General features: G+C 43.1%; 25 protein-coding genes and 1 pseudogene. 17 read left to right on the forward strand and 9 right to left on the reverse strand.

All coding sequences use genetic code 11. From position 1 onward, the window contains the following. The first annotated feature begins 29 nt into the window (after nt 1-29). Nucleotides 30-416, forward strand: coding sequence for a YkgJ family cysteine cluster protein (locus tag ARCPR_RS00370; protein ID WP_012939488.1), 387 nt, complete (start codon nt 30-32; stop codon nt 414-416). Here ARCPR_RS00370 and ARCPR_RS00375 read toward each other — a convergent pair. Next, nucleotides 376-960, reverse strand: coding sequence for a tRNA(Phe) 7-((3-amino-3-carboxypropyl)-4-demethylwyosine(37)-N(4))-methyltransferase (locus tag ARCPR_RS00375; RefSeq protein WP_012939489.1), 585 nt, complete (start codon nt 958-960; stop codon nt 376-378). The two genes, ARCPR_RS00370 and ARCPR_RS00375, sit on opposite strands and share 41 nt — an antisense overlap. Nucleotides 961-1,041: 81 nt before the next feature. Between ARCPR_RS00375 and alaS the strand changes: the two genes are divergently transcribed. The 3 genes from alaS (at nt 1,042) to ARCPR_RS00390 (ending at nt 5,969) form a co-directional block, all read left to right on the forward strand. Next, complete coding sequence (alaS, locus tag ARCPR_RS00380; RefSeq protein ID WP_012939490.1) at nt 1,042-3,750, forward strand: alanine--tRNA ligase; 2,709 nt, start codon at nt 1,042-1,044, stop codon at nt 3,748-3,750. A gap of 99 nt (nt 3,751-3,849) precedes the next feature. Beyond that, nucleotides 3,850-4,254 carry a 4Fe-4S binding protein gene (locus ARCPR_RS00385; RefSeq protein ID WP_012939491.1) on the forward strand — a complete coding sequence of 135 codons (405 nt, stop codon included), beginning with the start codon at nt 3,850-3,852 and terminating at the stop codon, nt 4,252-4,254. Beyond that, nucleotides 4,251-5,969 carry an aldehyde ferredoxin oxidoreductase family protein gene (locus tag ARCPR_RS00390; protein WP_012939492.1) on the forward strand — a complete coding sequence of 573 codons (1,719 nt, stop codon included), beginning with the start codon at nt 4,251-4,253 and terminating at the stop codon, nt 5,967-5,969. The genes ARCPR_RS00385 and ARCPR_RS00390 overlap by 4 nt, the downstream gene beginning before the upstream one ends. Here ARCPR_RS00390 and ARCPR_RS00395 read toward each other — a convergent pair. Further along, nucleotides 5,966-6,940 (reverse strand): DUF7343 domain-containing protein, encoded by a 975-nt coding sequence (locus tag ARCPR_RS00395; protein ID WP_012939493.1) that lies wholly within the window; start codon nt 6,938-6,940, stop codon nt 5,966-5,968. The two genes, ARCPR_RS00390 and ARCPR_RS00395, sit on opposite strands and share 4 nt — an antisense overlap. Nucleotides 6,941-6,989: 49 nt before the next feature. On the opposite strand from ARCPR_RS00395, the gene ARCPR_RS10050 reads away from it, so the two are divergent. From ARCPR_RS10050 to ARCPR_RS00405, 3 genes are read left to right on the forward strand one after another with little or no spacing between them, the layout of a single operon-like run. Next, on the forward strand, nt 6,990-7,121 hold the full coding sequence (locus ARCPR_RS10050; protein ID WP_280959702.1) for a hypothetical protein: 132 nt from the start codon (nt 6,990-6,992) through the stop codon (nt 7,119-7,121). Further along, a complete protein-coding gene (locus tag ARCPR_RS00400) occupies nt 7,118-8,446 on the forward strand; it encodes a sodium:solute symporter family protein (protein WP_012939495.1) in 1,329 nt (442 codons plus the stop codon). The genes ARCPR_RS10050 and ARCPR_RS00400 overlap by 4 nt, the downstream gene beginning before the upstream one ends. 13 nt (nt 8,447-8,459) lie before the next feature. Further along, nucleotides 8,460-9,071: a TIGR00296 family protein gene (locus tag ARCPR_RS00405; protein ID WP_048084288.1), complete on the forward strand. Its 612-nt coding sequence runs from the start codon at nt 8,460-8,462 to the stop codon at nt 9,069-9,071. Between the two features lie 78 nt (nt 9,072-9,149). On the opposite strand, the gene ARCPR_RS00410 is transcribed toward ARCPR_RS00405, so the two are convergent. The 5 genes from ARCPR_RS00410 to ARCPR_RS00430 form a co-directional block, all read right to left on the reverse strand. Next, on the reverse strand, nt 9,150-10,121 hold the full coding sequence (locus tag ARCPR_RS00410) for an ABC transporter ATP-binding protein (protein ID WP_012939497.1): 972 nt from the start codon (nt 10,119-10,121) through the stop codon (nt 9,150-9,152). Between the two features lie 3 nt (nt 10,122-10,124). Next, a complete protein-coding gene (locus ARCPR_RS00415) occupies nt 10,125-11,066 on the reverse strand; it encodes an ABC transporter ATP-binding protein (protein ID WP_012939498.1) in 942 nt (313 codons plus the stop codon). After that, on the reverse strand, nt 11,066-11,923 hold the full coding sequence (locus ARCPR_RS00420) for an ABC transporter permease (RefSeq protein WP_012939499.1): 858 nt from the start codon (nt 11,921-11,923) through the stop codon (nt 11,066-11,068). The genes ARCPR_RS00415 and ARCPR_RS00420 overlap by 1 nt, the downstream gene beginning before the upstream one ends. A gap of 9 nt (nt 11,924-11,932) precedes the next feature. Next, nucleotides 11,933-12,943 (reverse strand): ABC transporter permease, encoded by a 1,011-nt coding sequence (locus ARCPR_RS00425; protein ID WP_012939500.1) that lies wholly within the window; start codon nt 12,941-12,943, stop codon nt 11,933-11,935. 79 nt (nt 12,944-13,022) lie between these two features. Beyond that, nucleotides 13,023-14,618 (reverse strand): ABC transporter substrate-binding protein, encoded by a 1,596-nt coding sequence (locus ARCPR_RS00430; protein WP_012939501.1) that lies wholly within the window; start codon nt 14,616-14,618, stop codon nt 13,023-13,025. Between the two features lie 81 nt (nt 14,619-14,699). Here ARCPR_RS00430 and cca point away from each other — a divergent pair, with 81 nt between their 5' ends. Continuing rightward, nucleotides 14,700-16,016, forward strand: coding sequence for a CCA tRNA nucleotidyltransferase (cca, locus tag ARCPR_RS00435; protein WP_012939502.1), 1,317 nt, complete (start codon nt 14,700-14,702; stop codon nt 16,014-16,016). Here the strand turns inward: cca and gyrB are convergent. After that, complete coding sequence (gene gyrB / locus ARCPR_RS00440; RefSeq protein WP_148208640.1) at nt 15,997-17,868, reverse strand: DNA topoisomerase (ATP-hydrolyzing) subunit B; 1,872 nt, start codon at nt 17,866-17,868, stop codon at nt 15,997-15,999. The genes cca and gyrB overlap by 20 nt on opposite strands. A gap of 82 nt (nt 17,869-17,950) precedes the next feature. Between gyrB and ARCPR_RS00445 the strand changes: the two are divergent. The 5 genes and pseudogenes from ARCPR_RS00445 to ARCPR_RS09945 all read left to right on the forward strand — a co-directional run bounded on the left by ARCPR_RS00445 (nt 17,951) and on the right by ARCPR_RS09945 (nt 20,369). Beyond that, nucleotides 17,951-18,559 (forward strand): annotated as a pseudogene (locus tag ARCPR_RS00445) (IS607 family transposase). Further along, nucleotides 18,531-18,680: a hypothetical protein gene (locus tag ARCPR_RS09885; protein WP_222829541.1), complete on the forward strand. Its 150-nt coding sequence runs from the start codon at nt 18,531-18,533 to the stop codon at nt 18,678-18,680. Before ARCPR_RS00445 ends, ARCPR_RS09885 begins: the two are co-directional and overlap by 29 nt. A gap of 55 nt (nt 18,681-18,735) precedes the next feature. Next, on the forward strand, nt 18,736-19,509 hold the full coding sequence (locus ARCPR_RS00450; RefSeq protein WP_052294172.1) for a transposase: 774 nt from the start codon (nt 18,736-18,738) through the stop codon (nt 19,507-19,509). A gap of 3 nt (nt 19,510-19,512) precedes the next feature. Continuing rightward, nucleotides 19,513-20,100, forward strand: a complete 588-nt coding sequence (locus ARCPR_RS00455; protein WP_048084289.1) for an LAGLIDADG family homing endonuclease — start codon at nt 19,513-19,515, stop codon at nt 20,098-20,100. 110 nt (nt 20,101-20,210) lie between these two features. Beyond that, the gene (locus ARCPR_RS09945; protein WP_245526139.1) at nt 20,211-20,369 is read left to right on the forward strand and encodes a hypothetical protein; all 159 of its coding nucleotides are present in this window, start codon (nt 20,211-20,213) and stop codon (nt 20,367-20,369) included. 4 nt (nt 20,370-20,373) lie between these two features. Here the strand turns inward: ARCPR_RS09945 and ARCPR_RS00465 are convergent, their stop codons facing one another. Further along, the gene (locus ARCPR_RS00465; protein ID WP_012939504.1) at nt 20,374-21,141 is read right to left on the reverse strand and encodes an ATP/GTP-binding protein; all 768 of its coding nucleotides are present in this window, start codon (nt 21,139-21,141) and stop codon (nt 20,374-20,376) included. A 246-nt stretch (nt 21,142-21,387) separates the two neighbouring features. Between ARCPR_RS00465 and pstS the strand changes: the two genes are divergently transcribed. From pstS to ARCPR_RS00485, 4 genes are read left to right on the forward strand one after another with little or no spacing between them, the layout of a single operon-like run. Next, nucleotides 21,388-22,470, forward strand: coding sequence for a phosphate ABC transporter substrate-binding protein PstS (pstS, locus tag ARCPR_RS00470; RefSeq protein ID WP_012939505.1), 1,083 nt, complete (start codon nt 21,388-21,390; stop codon nt 22,468-22,470). After that, nucleotides 22,467-23,372, forward strand: coding sequence for a phosphate ABC transporter permease subunit PstC (pstC, locus tag ARCPR_RS00475; protein WP_012939506.1), 906 nt, complete (start codon nt 22,467-22,469; stop codon nt 23,370-23,372). The genes pstS and pstC overlap by 4 nt, the downstream gene beginning before the upstream one ends. After that, on the forward strand, nt 23,365-24,201 hold the full coding sequence (gene pstA / locus ARCPR_RS00480; RefSeq protein WP_012939507.1) for a phosphate ABC transporter permease PstA: 837 nt from the start codon (nt 23,365-23,367) through the stop codon (nt 24,199-24,201). Before pstC ends, pstA begins: the two co-directional genes overlap by 8 nt. After that, complete coding sequence (locus ARCPR_RS00485) at nt 24,198-24,950, forward strand: phosphate ABC transporter ATP-binding protein (protein ID WP_012939508.1); 753 nt, start codon at nt 24,198-24,200, stop codon at nt 24,948-24,950. The genes pstA and ARCPR_RS00485 overlap by 4 nt, the downstream gene beginning before the upstream one ends.

A 24,950-nucleotide genomic window follows, 5' to 3' on the forward strand; every position in this document is an offset into this window, starting at 1 on the left:
TATTGCGCCTGATTTTTAGATGGATAGCCATGATCAAGATTAACTGTACAGTTGGAGGAAAGTTTTGCGGTAAATGCTGTCACGATACGGAGATGCCACTGACTGAAGAAGATATTGAAAGGATAGAGTCCATTGGATATAACAGGAGAGATTTCACCATAAAAATTGACGGCATCTACAGGTTGAGAAATGTGAACGGAAAGTGCTTCTTTCTCGACGAGAACAACAGATGCAAAATATACGAACACCGTCCTTTAGGCTGTAGGATCTATCCGTTAGTTCTTGATTTGGATAGAGGAGTCGTAGTTGTTGACAAGTTATGCCCAAAAGGGGATGAAGTTAGCGAGGAGAACATTAGGAGGGCTGAACCAATTCTCAGAGAGCTTGTAAGAAAGATCTATGGTCTAAAAGTTTAGCCTTAAAGCGTTCGAGCTTTTCCTTACCCCTTAAGAGTTTCTCGTTTGCAAAATCCGCTAAAAGCCTAATGTATTCTTCGCTTACAACAATTCTACCGTCAACAGCCAGAGGAGCTTCAAGCCTTTCGAAGGAAGTTATCTCGACAACAAGTCTGGTGAGCGAAATTAATCCGCACCTCCTAAAGCCAGAATCATTCGCAATCTTCATCAAAGCCTTAGCACACTCCAAGTCTCTACATGCTACATGTATAATCGGTGGATCTGAGATTAGCCAAGCTGTTCTAATCGATCCCTCGAGTGCCTTCACAATCTCTTTCCAATCAATGGGTTGGTGCCACTTATCCAAAAACTTAGCGTTTAATTTATCCCCTATCTTCGGCACGTCTAAGACCACTATCCTACCGGAACAGCTCGACGTAGTTACAAAGCAGTCCAATGAGTTGATCAAATCCAGTAAGGGGATTATGTCTTCATCAACTTCCTTCCTCTCCTTAGCCTTCTCAAGCCTCTCAAGTTTTGATCTCTTGAACTCATTCCAATTCACACAGCGATCTCAATATCCACTTATAAAAATCCTGCCGACGAGACACGAAAAGTTCAAAAGTTGGCGGACTTTCAAAAACTTATGCCCAACGCTCTTGAGAAAGAGTATCTCGACATAACTTTCCTCAAGGAGAACGGCTTTATCAGAAAGAAGTGCCCGAAGTGTGGAAAGTACTTCTGGACTGTCGATGAGAGTAGGGAGATTTGCGGTGATCCGCCCTGTGACAGCTACAAGTTCATTGGAAATCCCATCTTCAAGAAGGAATTTGATTTGAAAGAGATGAGAGAATATTATCTAAGGTTTTTTGAGGAAAGAGGACATACGAGAATAGATCGTTATCCGGTGGTTGCTAGATGGAGGGATGACATCTATCTAACAATTGCATCAATTGCGGACTTTCAACCTTTCGTCACTTCAGGAGTAGCTCCACCTCCAGCAAATCCACTGACAATTTCACAACCCTGTATAAGAATGGATGATTTGGATTCGATAGGAAAAACTGGCAGACATCTCTCCCTCTTCGAAATGATGGCTCATCATGCCTTCAACTACCCCAATCAGCATATATACTGGAAAAATGAGACCGTCCAATACTGCACGGAACTTTTGCAGAGCTTGGGAGTGAAGCTCGAGGATATAGTTTACAAGGAGGAGCCATGGGCTGGCGGTGGAAACGCTGGTCCTTGCCTAGAAGCTATAGTTGGTGGAATTGAGCTTGCTACATTAGTCTTCATGAATTTAGTTGAGGATCCAAACGGGGACATTGTTGTAAAGGGTTCGAGATACAGGAAGATGGAGAATTACATAGTCGATACGGGTTACGGGTTGGAGAGATTTGTTTGGGCAAGTAAGGGGACTCCTACAGTTTACGATGCGGTATTTCCGGAGGTTGTAGAATTCATTCTCAAGAACAGCGATGTTGAAAAGCCAGATGAGAGGATAGTTGCCGAAAGCTCGAAATTGGCTGGAATAATGGGTGAGTTGAGTGGTGAAAAACTTTTGGAGTTTAGAAAGAATTTATCAAATAGGCTTGGCGTGAGTTTGGAGGAGCTTGAGAGAGTTTTGATTCCAATGGAGATGGTTTATGCATTGGCAGATCATACTCGTGCAATTCTCTTCATGCTTGGAGACGGTTTGGTTCCTTCGAACGCCGGTGCTGGTTACTTGGCGAGGTTGATGATAAGGAGAAGTTTGAGGCTTGCTGAAGAGATAGGGTTTAGCTTAAGCATCTTCGATTTGGTCGAGTTGCACAGGAAGATTTTGAAGGAATTTGAATTTGAAGTTCCACTCGAAACTATTCAAGAGATGCTCGAAATTGAAGAGAAGAAGTATAAGCTGACCATACAGAGAGGAATCAGTTTGGTTGAAAGAAAGATTCTGAGAAAGGGTAGAGTAGATAAAGAGGATTTGATAGAGTTCTACGACTCTCACGGAATTCCACCTGAGATTGTTGTAAGAATTGCGAAGGAGAGAGGCGTTGAGGTTGAGATGCCCAAGGACTTCTATGCCGAATTGGCGAGCAGGCACATGAAGGCCGAAAAGAAAGTTGAGGAGAAAAAGCTCAAGGGATCTTATCCGAAAACAGAAAAGCTCTACTATGACAACCCGAAGCTCTTCGAGTTTACGGCTAAAGTTATAGGAGTTGAAGGGGACAAAGTTATACTCGACAGAACCGCCTTCTACCCAGAGTCTGGTGGTCAGGCTAGCGATACGGGTTATTTCGAGGTTGATGGTAAGAGGATTAAGGTTTTGGATGTTCAGGAGGAGGATGGGGTAGTTTATCACGTCGTTGAGGGTGAGCTTAAGGTTGGAGATGTTGTTAGAGGTGTGATTGATGCTGATAGAAGGCTCAGGCATATGAGACACCACTCAGCGACACATCTACTCCTCTATTCTCTCAGAAAACTCTACGGAAACCACGTCTGGCAGGCTGGTGCAAGAAAGGAGAGAGGGAAAGCAAGATTGGATGTAACTCATTACAAGAAGCCAAGTGATGAGGAGATTGCCGAGATAGAGAAACTAGTCAATGCTGAGATTATGGCAAACAAGCCAGTCACTTGGGAATGGATGGACAGGATTGAGGCTGAGAGAAGGTACGGCTTCAGGCTCTATCAGGGTGGAGTTCCTCCGGGGAGAGTTATAAGGGTTGTAAGAGTCGGAGATGATGTTCAGGCTTGTGGTGGAACTCATTGTAATTCGACTGGCGAGATAGGATTCTTCAAGATAGTCAGGGTTGAGTCTATACAGGATGGAGTGATAAGGTTTGAATTTACAGCTGGGGAGAGTGCTTTGGAGTATGTGCAAGAGATTGAAAGGATTCTAAAGGATGCAAGTACGATCCTAAGAGTCGAACCTTCAAAACTTCCGAAGACTGTGGAGAGGTTCTTCGAAGAGTGGAAGGAGAGGGGTAAGAAGATTGAAAGGCTAAAGAGAGAGATCGCTAAGGTTAAAGCGGAAAAACTGCTTGAGAACGCTGAAGAGTTCGATTCCATTAAGGTCGTTTGCGATGTTATGGATGCAAGCATGGATGAAATGGTGAAGATTGCTGAGGAGCTTGTCAAGGCTAAGGCTGTTGGTGTGCTTATGAACACTGAAGGCAAGGTAAAGGTTGTAACCTTCAGCGGAATAGATGTTGACGCGAGAGAACTCATGAAGGAGATTGGTAAGAGGATTAAGGGTGGTGGAGGAGGTAGGAAGGAAATTGCACAGGGTGCTGGGCAGATAGCTCTGAATAAAGATGAGTTAATGACTATTGTATTCGAATTCTTGTCAAGAAATCTTAAAGCTTAATATATCTTAGGATTTTTATAATTTCATTTTAGGCAAGACGATTATACTCTGAACAGACTCGCCCGAAAACGATAAGTCCTATTTAGATAAATAGCACTCATGCCCAAAAGACTTGTAACCGTCGACTTGGAGAAGTGCGTTGGCTGTGGTCTTTGCGTTTTGGCATGCTCAAGAAAGTTTGGCTACGCAGGAAACGATTATTCGGGCATCTTAAGCGTGAGTTTGAGCGGCTTTGAGAGAGGTGCCACAGTGATATTTTGCAGAGGATGTGAAGACCCTCCATGCGTTCAGGTATGTCCAACTGGAGCTTTGAGAAAGAGGAAGGGCGGAGGTGTTATCTACAAGGAAGACCTATGTATAGGTTGCAAAAATTGCGTTCAGGCTTGCACCATAGGAGCGATATTTGAAAGAAGGGATGGAAAAATAGCAGTTTGCGTTCACTGCGGTTACTGTGTTAACTTCTGTCCTCACGGCGTTTTAGCTTTAAAGGAGGTGAAAGCTTGAGGATTTTGAAGATAAACTTGAGTGAATACAGCTACGAGATTGAAGAGAGGGACGATTTTGAAGAATGGATAGGCGGGACAGCTCTAGCCGTTAAGCTTTTGAAAGAGGAAATAGATCCTAAAGCTGATCCTTTAAGCGAAGACAACATAATAGTTTTCGCTATAGGCCCATTTACTCCAGCCTATCCCTTAGCTTCAAAGACTGTTGCCATGTTCAAGAGTCCTCTCACCGGCAATTTAGGAGAGAGTCACGCTGGTGGCAGAACTGCTATGGCAATTGCAAACGCTGGATACAGGGCTATAGTGATAAAAGGAAGGAGTCACAAACCGATCTATGTTGTTGTGGATAATGACAAGGTTTACTTCAGGGATGCGAGGGTAATATGGGGTATAGCCGATTCACTCGTTGTGGGAAGGATAATTGCAGAGAGAGAAAGAGGAAGGGGAATGAGGACTGTGATGAGAATAGGAGGAGCTGGAGTAAAGCTTGTCAGATATGCATGCGTAACAACCGAAACTTACAGACACTTCGGAAGGTTGGGATTGGGAGCAGTTTTCGGTAGCAAGAATCTGAGAGCCTTGGTTGTAATAGGAAGGGGAGCTTTCAAGGTTAAGGACATGAAAATGTACAAGGAGGTTTACAAGGAGATATTCGATTTGGCTTTGAAGTCTGATGCGATGAAGAAGTACCACCTTATAGGAACTCCAGTCAACGTAAAGCCCCTGAACGAAATAAGAGCTTTACCGACGAGAAATCTGACAGCAACAAAGTTTGAAAAGGCTGATGAGATAAGCGGTGAAGCTTTTGCAGAGTACAACTTGGGAAGACGTATAGCATGCGCTCACTGCCCAATTGCATGCGTTCACATAGCAACTTTAAGATTGCCATACGAGAACGAGCCCTACTTCTACCGAACTATAATGATCTCCTACGACTATGAACTAATCTACTCCTTGGGTTCTATGCTGGGAGTGGGGAGTAGAGAGGGAGTGCTTAGGCTAATTCACAAGGTTGAGAGCTTAGGCTTGGATGCTATGAGTACAGGAGTCTGCTTAGCTTGGGCTACAGAAGCTTTGCAGAAAGGATTAATCAGTGAAAATGAAACACTCGTAAAGCTTGAGTTTGGCAACGTTGAGAACTACTTACAGGCTATAGAATACCTCTATCAGCAACCTAATGACTTCTATAGAGTTTTGGCTGAAGGAGTTGAAAGAGCTTCAGATGTTTATGGTGGAAAAGAATTCGCTTTAGCTTTTGGAGGAAACGAGATGCCCGGTTACCATGCAGGTTACGCTACTCACATAGGATATCTGATAGGATTGAGACACTCCCACTTGGACAATGCAGGCTATGCATTAGATCAGAAAAGTCATGAGTATCCATCTCCAGAGGAACTCGTTGATAAACTTGTTATGGAGGAGTGCTGGAGACAGGTTTTGTCGAGCTTGGTCGTATGCTTCTTTGCAAGGGGAGTTTACAAGCCAGAGATAGTCAGCAAGGCTTTCAAGCCTTTAGGTTACGAGATAAGTGAGGACGAGCTTGAAAAGTACGGTGAAGATACTTACAGGGAAAAGCTAAAGATAAAGGTTGAAATGGGATTCAAGAAGCCAAGAATTCCTGAGAGAATATTTGAAACGGAATGTACTCATGGGAAGCTTGAAAGAGATTACATTGAGAAGGCCTTGGATTACTGGTGGAAGAAGTACGTATCTTAAAGATGATCTGCTATGCTCCTCACATTTTCTTGAGTTAACTTTAACCCATACCTCTCAAGGAACCTGAAATACTTCGCACTTAAATCGCAAACGAATTTGTAGCTGTCGAACGATCTGTAAACTATCTTCCAGTCAAATCTTATGAGTTTAGCAATATCCTTGGCAACATCTTCTCCAACTTCGTCTATCGAATCCTTTATGCAATTCTTGAGTTCAACAAGTTCTTTCCTTCTCTCTCTGAAAAACTCGACATTGGAGGCCATCGAACAGCACGGATAATCCCCTACAACATCTTTAAAATGCAAAACCCTCTCAAAATTTTGGAGATAAGGCTCCCAAACAGCTATTGCATCAAACTCGCATGATTTGAAAGAATTTAAGGCAACATCTATCGAATCGAAATATCTGAAGGTTAGGTTGTGTATATCGTAGCCTAGAGTTTCCAAAACCAGCTTTAGATTTGATTCCATGGCTGAAAATTCCGATGTTGCAAAAACCTTGCAATCTCTTAAATCTCCTTTGTAAGCTATACCACTACCGTTCAAAGCTACAACAGCGTGAATTCTCATTGATTTCAGTAGCAATGCGAAAACGGTTTGAGTTATGAAGGGTGAGAATCCAACATCTATTCTACCGCTTGCAATCTCCTTTGTGAGTTCCAAAGCCGAATCAAAGACCTTAATATGGTATCTTACACCTAACTTCTTAAGTCCGAGTATAACGTGAGGATACTCAGAAGCTCTTAAAATACCGACCCTCAAAATCTTGCATGGCTTGGGGGAGCTTTCGAAATACCAAACCCTATACGATTTTCCAGCTACTCTCTCGCGAACTATCAATCCCTCACTTTCGAGCTTTCTCAAAATCTCGCTCACTGTAGATTTGGCCAAACCCAATTCATTTACTATTTCGCTCTGAAGAGCGCTACCTTTCCTCTTCAAAAACTCGAGTATTCTTTTCTCAGCATCCACGGTGTTAATGCAAAATGCTTATATATCAACCTTACCGAACATGTGTTCGATGATGGTTGATATAGCTGTAATAATCTGCATGCTCATACCCTTCGCCTTTCACTCCATCTACGCCTACTTCTACTGGATAGCCCTTACAGGACTTTATCTTGCCTATAAAGCTTGGAGGTGGAAAGTATGATGCTCTTGGCCGTAATTATTTATATGATTATTGGAACACTCATATCCCTCTATGCGAGAAGGGGAATTACAACTCAGGAAGATTATTTCTTGGCAAACAGAAGACTTGGAGGCATTATCTCCGCTTTAACGTATGCATCGACAACTTACTCAGCTTTCATGATGGTTGGACTTGTTGGATTGGCATATGCAACGGGAGTAGGTTCTGCCGGGTTTGAGTTGATGTATCTCGTTGGAACGTTGTTCCTCCTCAGCTACTACTCACCAAAGTTCTGGAAGTTGGGTAGAGAGAAGGGCTACGTCTCACCTTGTGAGGTATTTGAAGATAGGTACGGTAAATCCGTAGCTACGCTTTCAGCAATCTTAGCACTAATAGCTCTGATTCCTTACACTTCAATCCAGATAATTGGTTCAGCCTACCTACTTCAGATAGACTACACAGTCGCAACTTTAATCGTAGCTTTCGTCATAGCCTTCTGGGCCTTTTTGGGTGGAATGAGAAGCGTTGCAATAACAGATGCAATTCAGGGAATCTTTATGATATCCGTGGCAATCATCGCTGTAATCTGGACTGCCAAGAATATTGCTGTAGGAATTCCCGAATCCGCTTCATTTCCAAACGAATTCTGGACTCCTCTTAGGTTTGCAAGTTTAACCGTTCCCTGGTTCTTCTTTGCACTGACAAATCCGCAGGTTTCGCAAAGGATGTTCGTTCCCAAGGATGAGAAAGCTTTGAAGAACATGGTAATTCTTTTCGGAGCATTCGGACTTATATACACCGTTCTCGTTACGATCTTGGGTCTTTTCTTGAGAATGGGAACAGAGATCGGAACTTTTCCATATGTGAGTTACAGAGACAAGGTTACACCGACTCTGCTGACTATGATGCCTGAACCCCTCGCTATAGCTGTTGCTCTGAGCATAATAATGGCATCTGTCACAACTGCCAACTCCATCGTTCTGACACTTTCATCCATGATCCTGAGAGATGTAGTTGGCGAAAGGGAAAAAGTCGCTCTTGGTAGAATGTTTGTTGTAGCCTTAACCCTTGCTTTGATAATCTTTGCGATTCAAAAGCCCGGATACATAGTTGAACTGGCTGTGCTATCTTCAACTATACTTCTCTGCCAGTTACCGCTGATACTCGGTGTTTTCCACTTCAAGATCGGTGGCAAGATGACGGGCTTAGCGACGCTGATAGCTGGATTCACAACAGCTATTGTCCTCTCTCTGATGAAAGTTTCTTGGACGTCCATAGCTGTTTTCGTTGTTTCATTTGCCGTGTTTTTCCTGATAGGAGCGATCGAAAAGGCTAAGTCCTCTTGAAATGATTTCATCTATGCGAAGACTCACACTTGAAGAAGGAACTAAAGCTGTCAAGCTTGCAAGAAAAGCTATTGAAGTTTATCTTTCAGAGGGGAGGGTTATTGAGGATAGACTTTCTGGGGTTTTTGAGGAGAAAAGAGGTGTTTTCACAACTCTGACCAAGCACGGAGAATTAAGAGGATGTATAGGATTTCCCTACCCAGTTAAGAGGCTTGATGAAGCCATAATAGAGTCTGCAATCGCTGCAGCAACCGAAGATCCACGATTTCCGCCTGTAAGCTTGGAGGAAATGGATGAAATAACGGTTGAAGTTACAATCTTGACACCACCCGAAAAGCTAAGAGTTAAACCAACCGAACTTCCAAAGTACATCGAGATAGGTAGACACGGCTTAATGGTCAAATACGGCTTTTATTCGGGATTACTTCTACCACAGGTTGCTGTTGAGTACAACATGGACGCTGAGGAGTTTTTATCGCAAACCTGCTTGAAAGCCGGGTTGCCACCAGACTGCTGGTTCTACGCAGAAGTTTACCGATTTGAAGGGCAGATATTTAAGGAGGCTGTACCTAGAGGTGATGTCGTTGAAGTTAAGCTAGGGGGCGCCAAAAATTGTCACAGGTGACGGCGGGGTTCGACCGATGCAAATGTTGCAATGGCACCCCCTTCAAAAATTTGCCATGATATTACATAAGCATTTCGGTTAGAACTTTATGTCAAGTGGGTAGTGGCAGGCGAATTTGTGTCCGTCTCCTTCGAGTTTTGGCTCCTCTACTCTACACTTCTCCCTAGCAAATGGACACCTAGGATGAAATCTGCATCCCTTGGGGATATCTATGGGATTTGCAACATCGCCGAATATTTCAATCCTCTTTCTCTTAGCAACAAAGCTCGGTACCGAGGAGATTAAAGCAGCCGTGTAAGGGTGCTTTGGACGATATATGACGTCTTTAGTATCACCGATCTCAACTATTTTGCCAAGGTACATTACGGCAATTCTATTGCCAACGATCTTTGCAACCGATAAATCGTGAGTTATGAAAAGCATGCCGAGATCGTACTCTCTTTTGAAAGACATTAAAAGCTCCAGAATCGAGGCTCTCAAGCTGACGTCTATCATCGAAACAGGTTCATCCGCAACGACGAACTCCGGTTTCAGTATCATTGCTCTGGCAATCGCAACTCTCTGCCTCTGTCCTCCAGAGAGCTGATAGGGGAATCTGTCGAAGAACTGATCAGCTGGCAATCCGACCTTATCGAGCATTTTCATGGCGATCTCTTCAGCTTCTTCTCTATCTGCAATACCGTGAATAAGGAGAGGATCAACTAGATGCTCTCCTATCTTCATCCTCGGGTTTAGAGAAGCATAGGGATCTTGAAATATCATCTGAATGTATCTTCTCATTCTTCTAAATTCCTCCTTATTAAGTTGCGTCAGATCCTTACCCTTAAAAATTATCTTACCTTCAGTAGGTTTCTCCAATCCTACGAGGATTCTACCCGTTGTAGTTTTTCCACATCCACTCTCGCCTACAAGCGATAGAACTTCACCTTTCTCAATCTCAAAATCTATGCCATCAACAGCCCTGATGTAATCTATTCTCCTTGAAAGCAGTATCTCTATAGCGGATTTCTGAACTGGAAAGTACTTCTTAAGTCCAACTACCTTCAGCATCTCTCACACCTCGCAATGCCAGCATTTTACAATTCTACCTTCCAAATCAACCACTGGTGGTTCTCTTTTGCACTTTTCATCCGCTAACGGGCACCTTGGTCTGAATCTGCAACCTTCAGGAGGATTTGCCAAATCTGGAGGAAATCCGGGTATGGGTTTAATCTTCTTGTCTATCCAGAGATCTGGTACGGAATCGATTAATGCCTTAGAATATGGATGTAGGGGATCTTCTACAAGATCCCTAGCCCTACCAAACTCTACAAGCCATCCCGCATACATCACAGCTATTTTATCGCTTCTTTCAGAAGCGAGAGCAAAGTCGTGCGTTATAAGGATTATCGCCCTTCCTTCCTTCTTCATCGATTCGAGTATGTCCATTATCTTCTCTTGAACTATTACATCAAGGGCAGTCGTTGGTTCATCGGCAATCAGTAGTTTCGGATTCAAGCTAATAGCCATTGCGATCATTACCCTCTGTCTTTGTCCTCCAGAAAGCTGATGAGGATAGTAGTTTATCCTGTTGGCGGGTAGACCTACCTTTTCGAGCATTCTTCCAGCAATTTCGAGTGCCTCCTTTTTGGATACTTTCGTATGCTCCATTATAGTCTCTGCCATCTGATCTCCTATCTTCTCAAGTGGATCTAAACTGGTCATTGGATCCTGAAAAACCATTCCTATTTCCTTCCCCCTGATTTTCCTCATCTCCTTCTCGCTAAATCTTAAGAGATCTCTTCCGTCAAAAATTATCCTTCCTCCAACTATCTTTCCTGGAGGATTTATCAGCTTGATTATGGAATAAGCAAGTGTGGATTTACCACATCCACTTTCACCAACGACCGAAACAAACTCACCTCTATTCACGTTGAAAGATACACCGTCAACTGCCTTTACGACTCCTCTCTTTGATTCAAAGTATGTCTTCAAATTCTCAATTCTCAGTAGCATTATCTCTCCCTCCTTGGTGCATAGATTTCGCTTAAACCTTCACCTATCAAAGCAAATCCAAGCGAGAGTAGCATTACCATTAGTCCTGGAAATGTTATCATCCACCAGTACCCTGCTGGAAGATATGGCCTTCCAGATGCAAGTTCGAATCCCCAGTCCGGTGTTGGAGCGCTTACTATGAACCCCAGAAAGCTCAGACCAGCTTCTGTTAGTATAGCATCAGCTACGCTGAGGGAGAAAACAACTACGAGTGTAGGAATCAAGTTTGGAAGTATGTATTTTCTCATTATCTTGAAATCCGTTGCTCCTATAGCCTTCGCAGCTTCAACAAACAGCTGTGCCTTAATGCTTAGCGTTTGTCCTCTTATCATTCTGAAGTATGTCGGTATGTATACGACAGAAATCGCTACAATGGCGTTAACTACGCTAGGTCCAAGAACAGCTGCAATAGCTATGGCCAGTATCAACCCGGGGAATGCGTACATGCTGTCCATCAACATCGATAGAACTCTGTCGAGCTTTCCTCCAAAGTACCCTGAAATCAACCCGAGCGGTACTCCAACGATCATCGAGGCAAGAGAGGCTGAAAGAACTACAGACAAAACTACCCTCGAGCCGAAGACGATTCTCGAGAATATATCTCTGCCCAAGTTGTCAGTTCCCATTATGTGCTTCAAGCTTGGAGGCTGTAAGATATCACCGCTCGATTTTATCGGATCGTAAGGTGCTATGAACGGTGCAAATACGGCCATTATTACAACCGTTGCTACTATTGCCATACCAGCTAGAACCATGTACCTTCCTTCAGTTTTGGGGATCACACCGAATATCGTAGTTGCAAGGTTCCTTACCTCCATACTGTCACCTCAATACCTTATTCTTGGATCGAGCAGTGCATACACTATATCCACAATGAGGCTGATTAGAGCTACAAACACAGCATAGAAGACTATGGCTCCTTGTACGGATGTGTAGTCTCTGTACTCTATCCTCTCTATCAGGAATGTACCCATACCCGGCCACGAGAAAGTAGTTTCAGTCAGGACTGCTCCAGCCAGAAGTATTGCAAACTGGAGACCCATCAGAGTTACTACGGGTATGAAAGCGTTCTTCATCGCATGCTTTATTACCTTCCACTCGCTCACACCTCTCGCTCTGTATGCAGTTATGAAATCCTGACTCAAGACATCTATCAAATTGTTCCTCAGTATTCTCGTGTAAGCTCCTGAGAGAACTATTCCCAACGTTAGAGATGGCAGTACGAGGTGAGATAGGGCATCAACGAGAGCGTTGAAGTTGAGAGTGAGAATGCTGTCTATGACGTAAAGTCCTGTTATGGTTTCGGGGGCGTTTCCGGGCGTTATCCTTCCACCTATGGGTAAAAGCTTGAGATATACTCCGAAAAACATCTGGAGAAGCATACCAAACCACGGTATGAAGAGTGTGTAAGCAACTATGCTGTATATCCTCATTGAGGCATCTATCTTGCTTCCTCTTTTGAAAGCTGCAATCGCACCCGTTAAAACACCGAGAAGGACGCTTATGATAAAACCGAATATCGTAAGTTCGAGAGTTGCAGGAAAGTGATCCATTATCTCCTCTATAACCGGTCTTTTGCCCCATATCATAGATCTCCCCAAGTCGCCTGTCAGTACGCCCTTGAGGTATTCGATGTACTGGATATAGATTGGTTTATCCAGTCCAGCCTCGTGTTTCAGCTTCTCGAGCACTTCTGGCGGAACCTTTTGCCCAACCATCGCCGTTATGGGATCTCCGGGTATAATACGGAGTATAAAGAAGACTATCGTGAGTAATATTAGCACAGTAGGGATTACGAGTAGAGCTCTCGTGATTATGTAAGCCTTCAGCGAAGCCATTTCCCCGAGTTGAGCGGTGTGAATAAAAGTTTTCTCATTTAAAAAATGAGAGCAAAAATATTAAAAATAAATTAATAAATCATGTCTTGTAGATTGTGTAGTATTTGAGTATCATTGTAGGATCAAGCACTATTCCTTCAACGTTCTTCTTTGTGACTATCGTTAGCTTACCCTGAACAAGCGGTATTATTGGGGCATCTTCTCCAAGTATCTCCTGTACCTTCTTGTACAACTGTTCTCTCTCTTCCTTACTCTGCGTTACCTGTGCCTTCTCAAGCAGTTCGTCAACTTCTGGATTGCTGTACGGGTATCCGAGCCAGTTGTTTGCATCGCTCTTTAGGAATGGCGTTGTGTAGTCGTCAGGATCGATGTAATCTGGATACCAGCCGAAGAGGGACGCCATCATCAGTCCCTTTCTTGCATAGTCTACGTAGGTTGACCACTCCGCACTCTTGAGTTCTACCTCCATCATTCCCGTCTTTTCAAGCTGTTCCTTCAGAACTTGTGCGAGATCCTTTTCGGTATCTCCGTAGTGGGTGGGTGTCCACCAGAGCTCAATCTTCACCTTATTTTCCTCACTGTAACCAGCCTGCTTGAGCAACTCTCTTGCCTTCTCGATATTTCCGTCACCGTACAACTCCTTGAAGATGTCTATGTGACTCCACATCCCGTTGGGTATGAGAGAATACAGTGGCTCCATCGTTCCCATGTACACCCTGTTCACTATATCGTTCCTGTCGATTGCGCAGGCGATAGCCTGTCTTACCAGCTTGTTCTTGGTCGGATAATCCTTTGTTTCGTTCGCATTGAGCACGAGATACCTTATGAATCCACCGGGAGCCTCTATTACCTTAAGATCTGGGTTCTGCTTCAGAGTCTTTATGTCGACTGGAGTGAGAGTTCTCCAAGCAATGTCTATTTCACCTCTTTCAAGTGCGAGTCTAAGTGTCGTAGCATCCTTGTAGAATCTTATAATAACTCTCTTTGTCTTTGGCTTCTCTCCGAAGAAGTACGGATTCTCCTCAAGTATTAGCTCCTGATCTCTGACCCACTTGACTATCTTGTACGGCCCTACACCACCAGCAGTCTGATCTGGGTCTATTTCATCTGGATTGTAGTTTGGATGAACTGGGAAGTACGGTGGTGTTGCTACCAACGCTAAGAAGTATGAAGCGGGCTTCTTCAATGTAAACTTTACAGTATAGTCGTCCAAGGCTTCAACGTCCTTAACAAAGTCGTTTACGAGCCACGATGGATCTCCAGATATCTTCATAACTCTCTTTATACTCCTCACGACGTCGTGTGCCGTGCAAGGTGTTCCGTCGGCAAACTTCAAGTCCTTACGTAGGTGGAAGATGTATACAGTTCCGTTTTCCTTGACCTCATAACTCTCCGCCAGATAAGGTTCGAGTTCCGTTGTTCCTGGCTTGTATCTCATCAGACCTCCCATGATGTTGTACATTACCTCCCATGTGTAGAAGTCATAGGCGTTTGCTGGATCTAGCTCCGTTATCTTGTCAGTCACACCAATTACGAGCTCTTCAGTTTCTGCTGGCTTGGTTTCTGTAGGTTTTGTGGTTGTGGGTGTTACTTCTGGCTTCTGCTGTGCGCATCCAAGTAGTGCTACAGCAACAACAACTATCAAAGCCAGCGCTAGAATGCTTTTAACTCTCATATGAAAATTCGGCACAATCGAATATAAATTTCTTTACAAATCGAACGACAACGTGATAAAACGAGGCAAAGCTTGTCGGTTATGGAAGATGTAATCAAGAGAGCTTTGGAACTCGTAGTACCGAGTAAGGAAGAAATTGAGATAGCCAAGAAAGCTGAAGAAGAGCTAAAAAGAAGGTTGGATGATGCTTTGGAGGACTATCCGATGCTCGAATATCGTTTTTTGGGTAGCTATGCGAGAAACACTTGGCTTAGAGGTAACTTGGAGATAGACGTTTTTATACTCTTTCCGGAAGACACCCCAATGGAGGAGCTTGAAAAAATCGGCTTGGAAATAGGTAAAGCTGTTGTTGACGAATACGAGTTGAGATACGCAGCTCATCCATACGTTCACGGTAAAGTTTTGGGTGTTGAGGTTGACGTCGTTCCCTGTTACAAGCTAAAATCTCCCGATAAGATAAAATCCGCAGTTGATAGAACTCCCTTCCACCACGATTGGCTGAAGGACAGAATCAAAGGGAAGGAGAACGACGTAAGGCTATTGAAGCAATTCCTTAAGGCTAACGGGATATACGGTGCTGAGTACAAGGTTAGAGGTTTTTCGGGTTATCTCTGTGAACTTTTGGTAGTATTTTACGGCTCTTTCTTGGATGTTGTGAAAAATGCGGTTAAGTGGAGAAGGGACACGGTAATAGACGTTCCGAACGGTAAAGTTTATCGAAAGAAGGGTGGTAGCTTCTTTGTAGTCGATCCCGTAGATCCGAAGAGAAACGTTGCAGCAAATCTCAGCTTGGACAACCTTGCCAAGTTCGTTCAGCTTTGTAGGGACTTTCTGAAAAGACCGTCACTGGATTTCTTTCTGTCAAAGGAGTTCGATTTGGATGAAGATGCATTTAGGAGGGAGAATAGGGTTGTGGTTGTTGTTGCATTTGAAAAGCCTAACATAGTTGAGGATAACCTCTATCCACAGCTCGAAAAGGCTTGTAGGGTGGTTGTGAACAACACGAGAGAATTCCAGCCTTTGAGATTTGGTTTCACCGCAGACGATCGATGCTACCTGATATTTGAGTTCGGTATTAGAGAACTTTCAAGGTTCTACAAGCACATGGGGCCGATATTCGAAGATGAAGAGAATGTCGAGAGATTTTTGAAGAGGAATGAGAAGGTCTTCATAGAGAATGGAAGGTTCTGGGCTTTTAAGGAGAGAATGCACGTTAAACCGAATGAAGCGGTAGCAGATGTCATTAAGAAGAATTGGCAAGGCATGGGTAAGGATGTCGGAGAGAAGCTTAGAGAGGGCTTTGAGATTTACGTGGGTGAAGACGTTTTAAAGATAGAAAGCAAGGAATTCAGAAAGAAGTTGGCTGAGGTTCTTTGCATCAAACGTCCAAGTTCTTAACCTCTTTAGCATGGTTCAGTATGAACTCCTTTCTCTCATCAACATTTTCTCCCATCAAGATTCTGAACATCTTTTCTGCTATGAGTGCATCTTCTATCGTAACTTTCACGAGCTTTCTCGTTTTGGGATTCATTGCGGTTTCCCACAACTGCTCTGGATTCATCTCTCCCAAACCTTTGAACCTCTGAACCTCGGCCTTTCCAATCTTCTTGAGAACATCTCGCAGTTCCTTTTCCGAATAAACGTAGTAAACCTTATCGCCTTTCTTAACCCTGTAAAGCGGAGGTAACGCTATGTAAACCATTCCAGCCTCTATAAGTGGTCTCATGTAGCGGTAGAAGAATGTTAAAAGAAGGGTTCTTATATGTGCACCGTCCACATCCGCATCGGTCATTATTATAATTTTTCCGTACCTAACCTTTGAGAGATCGAAATCCTTACCTATTCCTCCCCCTATGGCTGAGGCTATAGCCTTTATCTCCTCGTTTTTTAAAGCTCTCAGCATTCCAGCCTTCTCTACGTTAATGATCTTACCTCTTATCGGTAAAACCGCTTGAAACCTCCTATCTCTTGCCTGCTTTGCAGAACCTCCGGCACTTTCACCCTCAACTATGAACAGTTCCCTCTCCTCCACATTCTTTGACGAACAATCCGCAAGCTTACCCGGTAGAGTTAGAGATATCTCTGCCTTTCTTTTGACTAGTTCTCTTGCCCTTCTTGCCATTTCCCTCGCTTTCATTGCCAGCAGGCACTTCTCTATTATCCTCTGAGCCTCGCTTGGATGCTCTTCAAGCCATCTGAGGAAGTTGTTGTAAACTAAAGATTCTACAACTGTCTTAACATCACTGTTCGTAAGCTTTGTCTTCGTTTGCCCCTCGAACTGAGGCTCAGGCACCTTAACACTTAAAACAGCCGTTAAGCCCTCCCTTATATCCGAACCGCTTATCGGTGTGAACTTCTTTACGTGCTTCTTTCCGTACTCGTTTATCGCTCTCGTTAAGCCCGCTCTAAATCCAGAGACGTGAGTACCTCCTTCGATTGTGTGTATGTTGTTCGCAAAAGCTAGTAGGTTTTCGAAATCCTCATTGGTGAATTGGAAAGCTATTTCGACGTTTATACCGTTCTTCTCACCGCTTATGTATACCACATCCGTTATTACGTCCTTACCTTTGTTCAGATATTTGACGAATCCGACTATACCCTCCTCCGAATAAAACTCCTTAACCTTGCCAGTTCTTTCATCTATAAGCTTTATTCTCAAACCCTTATTGAGAAAAGCCAACTCCCTAAGTCTTTCCGCAACGACATCGTAATCGAATTCTTTAACTTCAAAAATCTCAGGATCCGGCTTGAATCTTATTTTAGTTCCAGTTTCCTTCGTTTCTCCAACTACCTTTAAGGGTGTTACGGGTTTTCCCCTCTCGTAACGCTGGTAGTAGATTTTTCCGTTCCTCTTGACCCAAACCTCAAGCCATTCGGAAAGGGCATTCACAACTGACAAACCAACTCCATGCAAACCTCCAGAGACCTTGTAGGCCTTCTTACTGAACTTACCTCCAGCGTGCAACTTCGTCATAACAATTTCTAAAGCTGGCTTTTTGAAAATGGGATGCTCCTCAACTGGAATACCCCTCCCGTTGTCCTCAACACTCGCAGAACCGTCTTTGTGCAGTGTAACGACTATTCGATTGCAGTAACCAGCTAAAGCTTCATCTATGCTGTTATCTACAATCTCCCATAGGAGGTGATGGAATCCCCTACTTCCGGTACTTCCTACGTACATTCCCGGCCTCTTTCTCACGGCTTGAATGTCGTCTAAGACCTCGATAGCCTCAGCCGTGTAGTCGCTCATAGCTAAAAATGTAGATGATATCGGCATAAAATCCTTGTGAAACTGTTAAATATTTGGTAGACATATATAGACATTGGTAGACATGGAACGACTTTATACGATGAGAGAAGCATCGAAGCTACTGGGAGTTACTGTTAGAACTATCCAGAGGTGGGATAAGGAAGGGAAGATAAGGTGTGTCAGAACTGTTGGTGGGAAGAGGAGAGTTCCTGAATCAGAAATAAAAAGAATTTTGGGAATTCACGAAGAAGGGAAAATAATAGGATATGTGAGGATTTCATCTCATACTCAGAAAGACGACTTAGAGAGGCAGATAGAGTTGATAAAGAGCTACGCCAAGGAGAAAGGATGGGAAATAGAAATTCTCAAGGATGTAGGTTCTGGATTGTAAGAGAATAGGAAGAATTTTCAAAAACTGCTAAAAATGGTAGTGAACAGAGATGTTTCAAAAGTCGTTATAGCGTATCCAGACAGGTTAACGAGATTTGGATTCAAGATTTTAGAGGAATTCTTCAAGAGTTACGGAACGGAGATAGTAGTTATAAATAAAGAAGAAAAATCGCCACAAGAAGAGCTAATCGAAGATTTAATCACGATAATTTCTCATTTTGCTGGTAAGTTGTACGGAATGAGGTCACACAAGTATAAGAAGGTGGTGGAAGGTGCAAAGAAACTCATACAGGATTGTTAGCTACAAAGTAAAACATGGTTACGACGTAAGCGAATTTTTAAGTAGCTACAGGTATCTTCTACAAGGAGCGATAGATGTGATTTGGGACAGCATAGAATGGAAAAAGAAGGAAGAAAAATAGGTTAATTCCAATAATTCCGAAATCTAAAGAATTTAAAAGAACTTTAAGAAATCAATTGCTTAAAGATTGGAATTATGCATCACATTATGTAGATTCAGCGATAAAAACTGCTTATTCAATCTTAAACTCGTGGAGAAGAAATTACATCAAGGGGGAGAGAGGAAGAAACAAACCTGTAGTAAAGAGGAGGTTCGTTAGAGTAAAAGAAACGCTTTACAGATTTAGAGATTGGAAAATTGCTATTACGATAAAGCCACGTCAGCTTTATCTCGAATTCGACCTCTCAAAAGCTTGGTTCAGGAAAAGAGTTGAGGGTTGCGATTTGGGAGAATTAATTCTTAAGGAGGGCGAGCTGATTATAACTTTTAGAAAACCTATTAGTTCGACTAATACAAAAAAGAGAATTGCTTGGGACTTGAATTTACTTAGCATGGACGGATTTTGTGATAGGGGATGGATTAGAGTGAACTTAAAACCACTATACACTTTGCACATAACTTACGAGAACTTAAGGAGAAAAATCCAGAGGCTGAGCAAGACCAAGCCGAAAACTGCTAAGAGGCTTATGCAGAAGTATTCTCAAAGATACAGAAACAGGGTTAAAGATTTTCTACACAAGTTAACAACTAAGCTTGCTAATGAGTTCAAAGATTATGAGCATGGATTTGAGAACTTGGAAAAGCAGGGTATGTTCACTAAAAGAAAAACACATAACAGAGTAATCTCTAAGCAAAACTGGAAACAGATAATAGCTCTAATGAGTTATAAAGCTAACATAAGGTTGTTAGACCCTCGTAATTCAACTAAATTAAAGATTAAAGAGGTGTGAAAAATGTATAGGCCGAATCTTAAACCCTCACGTGAATTAGCATATATCTTAGGTGTATTATTAGGAGATGGAACAGTCACTTATAATGGCAAAAATGGATACGTAATTAAGTTAAAAACAAAAGATTATACCTTTGCTAATGAATTTGCACTTATGCTTAGGAAGATTGGATTAAATCCCGTGATTTACACAGAAAAAGTCTCAAGATATAACAAGAACTGGAATGATTGCTATGTAGTTAGAGCATTTTCGAAGATATTTTACAAATGGTACAAGTCTCTAACAATCGATGATGTAATACGAATTGTTAAAGGTTATGAAAAGGACTTTATTAGAGGATTTTATGAATCAGAAGGTTCTATATGGAAACGAAGCGATAACAATCAGTTAAGGATACGTATTGTCAATACAAATCATAAGCTCATGAATGCCATTTGCTCTATGTTAAGAGAATTAGGTCTTAATTGCAAGTTAAGAAGTCACTTAGGGTCAAAAAGACAAGCATACGAGATTACAATAGAGGGCAACAATATTGTATCACATTTTCTCAAAATAATAAATCCAAAGATAAAGAATGTGGTGAAAGGATGATGCACCGAAAGGGGCAGGTTCTGGAATGTAACAAATGTAAACTCGTCATTAATAGACAATTAAACGCTTCCATAAACTTATACCTAAAGATGTGGGGTTTCCCTCCTTCAATGAAGGTTTGGGAGGAAGTAATTCTCCCAATCCTGAGGAGGAGTGGGGTTACCCCGAAAGGGGACGAGACCGATTATTTACTCCCGATGAACCCTGAGGGAGTTGAGGTCGATGTGTCCCAAGGCGGACATATGTCTATAAAAAACTATGTCCGCTGAACCCCTAACCGAATATCTTCTCCAAATCCTCACCTCCGTAAAAGATTTCCTGAATTCCGTCGTAAATATCGTCCATTCCCTGCCCAGTCATGGATGAGACTGGTATCAACGGTCTGAACAGACCAATATCCTTTAGCATCAGAAATAGATCTAAGCTGAGTGCCTTCTCAGACTCTAATGTTAAATCGCTGTAGAGCTCTTCGGGATCGGAACTCCATCTGACGATAGTTTCAACCTCTCTCTCCTCAAGCACATCAGCCTTAGCTAGGACTAGTATCTGAGGTATGTTCAATCTAAAGACTGCTGATGATGCCATGAAAACGAGGGAAATAAATCCCGAGGGAGTTTTCGATACAACAGGATCAAATAAATATACCATCACACCGTTCTCTCTTCCAAAGCATCTGACGATTACTTCACCGCTTCTCCTAAGCGTGAAAAGCTCCATCTGTCCCGGTGTATCTACCAACACTATCTTCGCATCGTAAAGCTCGATATCGTCCTTTAAATCGTCAGCTATCGTCCCCACTAAATCCGCACCGATTATCTGTGCACCGTTCGGCCCAACTTTGTACTTCTCCATTATCGTGTCGAGCGTGAAGTGCTCTCTCACATCAACATCTGGCTCATAGGGCAACTCTTCGGCACCTGGATCTAAATTTACGATTATATGGCTGACCTTCTTAAAGTCTAAGTAATCCGAGAAGGCTTTGGTCAAGTGAGTTTTACCGCTTCCGGCCGTCCCTATGAAGTAAACGAAAATCTGTTCCATGTTAAAGCAATTTCAAATCTGTATTTTGTCTTTTTGCAAATGCATACTGTCGTTAGAGCTACGTAGCATAGGTATGAACTCGAGAGCTTTGAAGCAGTTCAATGGCAATGGCTTAATAAGCCTGAGAATGGCTTTCTCTGGCTGAAATGAACTGCATCTTTAGTTCTATACATTATCAGTTTGCTACATAGATCTATGTAGATTACTTAGACAATACATATATTCTTGTACCTTGATTATGACAGTATGAAACGGAGGTACAGCCTGTTATTGTTGTTAGCTTTGGCTCCCCTGTTCTGCGGATGTGCTCAAAAGCATACAACACCAGAGCAAAATGTGATAACAATATACGGAAGCGGTGCCACATTTCCACAGCCACAAATCGAGAAGTGGATTTCGCTGTACGAGAAAATTAATCCGAATATTAAGATAGAGTATCAGGGCAAGGGAAGCGGTGGGGGTCAAAACGACTTCAAGGAGGGTTTGGTTGACTTTGCCGCAACCGATCCGCCAGTAAAGGAAAACCTTTGGAGAGAACTCGAAAGGAAAGGACAACCCTTGCAATTTCCGATAATAGTCGGTGCCGTGGTTGTTGTGTACAACGTCCCGGGTGTTGATAACTTGAGGCTTGACGGAAAGACGTTAGCGGACATATTCATGGGCAAGATCGAATACTGGGATGATCCAGCAATAAAGGCTCTAAATCCAAACGCAAACCTTCCTCACGAGAAGATAATTATCATACACAGGAGTGACTCGAGTGGAACGACCAAGATATTCACGACATACCTCTGCTTGGTGAGCGAGGAGTTTGAGAAGAAAGTAGGAAGCGGGAAATTGGTTAACTGGCCAGTTGACGAGCTTGGTAGAGGGTTAGGTGGAAAGGGTAATGCTGGAGTTGTTGCAACGCTCAAGCAGACGAGGTATTCCATAGCCTACACTGAATTGGCTTACGCCTTGAAAGAGAACCTCAAGATGGTTGCACTGAAGAACAAGGCTGGAAAATTTGTCATTGCCAACGAGACAACGATCAAATCTGCAGTGGGTGCAGTTAAAGCTTACATACCATCGCCAGAGGAGGGGTACAAGGAGGATATAAGACAGTTCCTAAACGCTGAAGGGGAAAACTCCTATCCAATCGTTGCTTTCAGCCACATACTACTCTGGAAAAGCTATCCAAAGGAGAAGGCTGGGGCAATTAAAGAATTCTTCACATGGGTGCTAACAGAGGGCCAGAAATCTGAAAACGTAGTTGAGGGTTACGTTGGACTGCCAAAGGATGTTGCTGAGATTGGTTTGAAAGCCGTTCAGAGCATCGAAGGTGTATGAAGGCGGATAAGTTTAAATTGGCACTCCTGCCAGTAGCTTCTACCGTCTTTGGAATTTTTGCCCTAATGTTGATCGTGTTTTTCTCCGCATCTATTCCAATTTTCCAAAGGGAGGGTTTGGCTATATATACCACGAATGTCTGGAAAGCCGTTGAGGAGGGGGAAGAGTTCTACGGAGTTCTTTCAGCCATTTATGGTAGTGTATACACCTCCGTGATTGCAATTCTAATTGCTCTACCTCTTTCGATAGGTTTTGCAGTGTTCGTGATAGATTACGCACCTCGAAAACTCAAGGAACCTCTCATAATTGCTACGGACATAATGGCTGGCTTGCCTACCATACTCTACGGGATATGGGGAGCTTTCGTTCTGGTTCCACTACTTAGGGACTACGTGATGAAACCTCTTTACGGTCATCTCTCGTTCATACCCCTCTTCTCCTATCCACCCATAACGGGTTACAGCTACTTCTCAGCTGGGGTTTTGCTGGCCATAATGGTTACACCCTTCGCCAGTGCGATAGTAAGAGAGGCATACAGGATGATTCCGAGGGTTTACAGAGAAGGTGCATATGCCTTAGGTTTGACGAGGTATGAAGCTACTAAGGTTTTATTGGGATACATAAAGCCTGCTATACTGGCTGGGACTCTTCTAGCATTTGGAAGGGCTATCGGTGAGACTGTAGCTGTGAGCTTGGTTGTCGGTAACACGTTCAACATACATCCGAGCCTCTTCGCTCCTGGATACACCATATCATCGCTCATAGCCAACCAGTTCGGCAATGCTTTCATATACGAGTATATGCCTTCGGCACTATTCGCATCTGGACTGGCTCTATTCATAATTGGTCTGACAGTAAACGTCGCCGGATTAATTCTACTGAGGAGGTGGAAGTATGCTTAGAAGGTTGAAGGAAAGAGTTTTCCTATGTTCGGTAGCTGTTGCGACGTTTTTAACGATAGTACCCTTTTTCCACATACTCTTCAGCGTTTTTGCCAACGGATTACCAGTGCTCATAAATGGGGGCATCGAATTTCTCACTGGAACGTTAGCTCCTCCTGATAACGGTTTGGGTGGAATTGGGCCATCCATAGTAGGAACATTCGTCCTGACGTTTTTGGCATCTCTGATGGGGTTACCGATTGCTGTCTTAACTGGTGTTTTTTCTGCTGAATATCCGAACAGCATAATCGGAAAGGCAACGAGGACTTTACTCTTGATAATGATGGAGTTCCCAACGATTCTTGTTGGTCTCTTTGTCATGAACATTCTCGTTCTCCCGATGGGTACGTACTCAGCGATAGCTGGAGCCTTGGCTTTAGCAATAGTTATGATGCCGTACGTTGCAGTTTATACTGAACATGCTTTGAGAGAAATACCCTTCATATACAAGGAAGGTGCTTTTGCATTGGGTTTGAAGAGAGCTACAGTTGTTTTCAAGATCATGATGGGAATGGCAAGGAAAGGAGTTGTAACTGGAATTCTTATAGGGATGGCCAAGGTTGCTGGAGAAACGGCACCACTTCTATTCACAGCTGGTGGGTCATCTCGAATTTACTTCGCTGGAATGGATAGGCCTGTTGGTGCAATACCCCTCCTAATCTACCAGTTGGTTCAACAGCCTTATGAAAATTACCATCAGATAGCGTGGGGGGCCTCTCTCATCTTGATGCTGATATTTCTGGCTATATTCATTCCGATAAGGCTGAGCATCAAGGAGGTGAAGCTATGAACGCAATCGAAACCGTGAATCTTAGAGTTTGGTACGGTAACAACGAGGTAATCAAGGGTGTGGACTTATTGATACCTCAAAACGTCTGCTTTGCGATAATGGGTCCTTCTGGATGTGGAAAATCAACTCTCCTGAGAACCTTCAACAGGTTGCTCGAACTTAACGAAATAGCTAGAGTTGAAGGGGATGTGAAACTCTTTGGGAGAAGCGTATACAAGATGAATGCTGTTGAAGTTAGAAGGAGGGTTGGGATGGTCTTTCAAATTCCGAACCCCTTTCCTCACATGAGCATATACGACAACGTAGCCTTGGGCGTTAAATACAACAAGCTCGTCAAATCGAAAAAGGAGCTTGATGAAGTGGTGGAATGGGCATTAAAAAAAGCTGCACTTTGGGATGAGGTTAAGGATAGGTTGAAGGACAAGGCATCACAGCTGAGCGGTGGACAGATGCAGAGGCTTTGCATTGCAAGGGCTTTAGCTTTAAAGCCTGACGTGTTACTGATGGACGAACCCACAGCAAATCTCGATCCCGTCAGTGCAAGTAAAGTTGAAGAGCTTATTTACGAGCTTAAAAAGGAGTTAACGATAGTAATCGTTACTCACTCACCAGCTCAGGCATCAAGGGTTAGTGATTATGTCGCCTTTCTATACATGGGAAAGCTGATAGAGATTGGTAAAACTGAGGAGGTCTTCGAAAATCCGAAGAACGAGCTGACTGAGAGGTATTTGACCGGTAGAATGGGGTGA

The organism is Archaeoglobus profundus DSM 5631, assembly GCF_000025285.1.
Classification (GTDB): Archaea; Halobacteriota; Archaeoglobi; order Archaeoglobales; family Archaeoglobaceae; genus Archaeoglobus_B; species Archaeoglobus_B profundus.

Bases quoted from the DNA above. Each gene is read 5' to 3' on its own strand.
- ARCPR_RS00405 (WP_048084288.1), top strand. From the start codon at position 8,460: ATGCGAAGACTCACACTTGAAGAAGGAACTAAAGCTGTCAAGCTTGCA.
- ARCPR_RS00465 (WP_012939504.1), bottom strand. From the start codon at position 21,141: ATGGAACAGATTTTCGTTTACTTCATAGGGACGGCCGGAAGCGGTAAA.
- ARCPR_RS00415 (WP_012939498.1), bottom strand. From the start codon at position 11,066: ATGCTACTGAGAATTGAGAATTTGAAGACATACTTTGAATCAAAGAGA.
- ARCPR_RS00425 (WP_012939500.1), bottom strand. From the start codon at position 12,943: ATGGCTTCGCTGAAGGCTTACATAATCACGAGAGCTCTACTCGTAATC.
- ARCPR_RS00410 (WP_012939497.1), bottom strand. From the start codon at position 10,121: ATGCTGAAGGTAGTTGGACTTAAGAAGTACTTTCCAGTTCAGAAATCC.
- alaS (WP_012939490.1), top strand. From the start codon at position 1,042: ATGCCCAACGCTCTTGAGAAAGAGTATCTCGACATAACTTTCCTCAAG.
- ARCPR_RS09945 (WP_245526139.1), top strand. From the start codon at position 20,211: ATGAAGGTTTGGGAGGAAGTAATTCTCCCAATCCTGAGGAGGAGTGGG.
- pstS (WP_012939505.1), top strand. From the start codon at position 21,388: ATGAAACGGAGGTACAGCCTGTTATTGTTGTTAGCTTTGGCTCCCCTG.
- ARCPR_RS00420 (WP_012939499.1), bottom strand. From the start codon at position 11,923: ATGGAGGTAAGGAACCTTGCAACTACGATATTCGGTGTGATCCCCAAA.
- ARCPR_RS10050 (WP_280959702.1), top strand. From the start codon at position 6,990: ATGATGGTTGATATAGCTGTAATAATCTGCATGCTCATACCCTTCGCC.
- ARCPR_RS00400 (WP_012939495.1), top strand. From the start codon at position 7,118: ATGATGCTCTTGGCCGTAATTATTTATATGATTATTGGAACACTCATA.
- pstA (WP_012939507.1), top strand. From the start codon at position 23,365: ATGCTTAGAAGGTTGAAGGAAAGAGTTTTCCTATGTTCGGTAGCTGTT.
- pstC (WP_012939506.1), top strand. From the start codon at position 22,467: ATGAAGGCGGATAAGTTTAAATTGGCACTCCTGCCAGTAGCTTCTACC.
- gyrB (WP_148208640.1), bottom strand. From the start codon at position 17,868: ATGAGCGACTACACGGCTGAGGCTATCGAGGTCTTAGACGACATTCAA.
- ARCPR_RS00485 (WP_012939508.1), top strand. From the start codon at position 24,198: ATGAACGCAATCGAAACCGTGAATCTTAGAGTTTGGTACGGTAACAAC.
- ARCPR_RS00370 (WP_012939488.1), top strand. From the start codon at position 30: ATGATCAAGATTAACTGTACAGTTGGAGGAAAGTTTTGCGGTAAATGC.
- ARCPR_RS00455 (WP_048084289.1), top strand. From the start codon at position 19,513: ATGTATAGGCCGAATCTTAAACCCTCACGTGAATTAGCATATATCTTA.
- cca (WP_012939502.1), top strand. From the start codon at position 14,700: ATGGAAGATGTAATCAAGAGAGCTTTGGAACTCGTAGTACCGAGTAAG.
- ARCPR_RS00430 (WP_012939501.1), bottom strand. From the start codon at position 14,618: ATGAGAGTTAAAAGCATTCTAGCGCTGGCTTTGATAGTTGTTGTTGCT.
- ARCPR_RS00385 (WP_012939491.1), top strand. From the start codon at position 3,850: ATGCCCAAAAGACTTGTAACCGTCGACTTGGAGAAGTGCGTTGGCTGT.